Source organism: Membranihabitans maritimus, from assembly GCF_021729145.1.
In the GTDB taxonomy this organism is placed as follows: Bacteria; Bacteroidota; Bacteroidia; order Chitinophagales; family Saprospiraceae; genus Membranihabitans; species Membranihabitans maritimus.
Window position 1 is genome coordinate 1 of the sequence record NZ_JAJSLW010000100.1, and the last position, 315, is coordinate 315.

The window sequence follows — 315 nt, forward strand, 5'->3', positions numbered from 1 at the left end:
ACTACAGGCAGCCACGATTGCGCTGCTGATGTATATGTTCCCAGTGTAACATTAAAAGATGAGTGCAGTGGTGTACACCATGTAAAAGCGATGGTGAATGGTCGAGCAATATGGTTGGAGCGTGTATCAGAAGCTGATGGTTATGTAACCTTCGCACACACCGAGGATCCGATCCGTATTCCATTCCAGGGACATCCCGCATCGGGTGCGGGACTGACGGAAGTACGGTATGAAGCAGCGGACAGTTGCTGGAATGTGAGTGAATGGTATAAATTTATAGAGATAAAAGATGCTACGCCTCCTACGGTAGTAGTA

Annotated in this window: 1 protein-coding gene; it reads left to right on the forward strand. The window is 47.6% G+C overall.

Annotated elements, in window-relative coordinates; all coding sequences use genetic code 11:
- A partial coding sequence (locus tag LVD47_RS23475) for a hypothetical protein (protein WP_236981163.1) occupies window positions 1-315 on the forward strand: 315 nt, incomplete at both ends.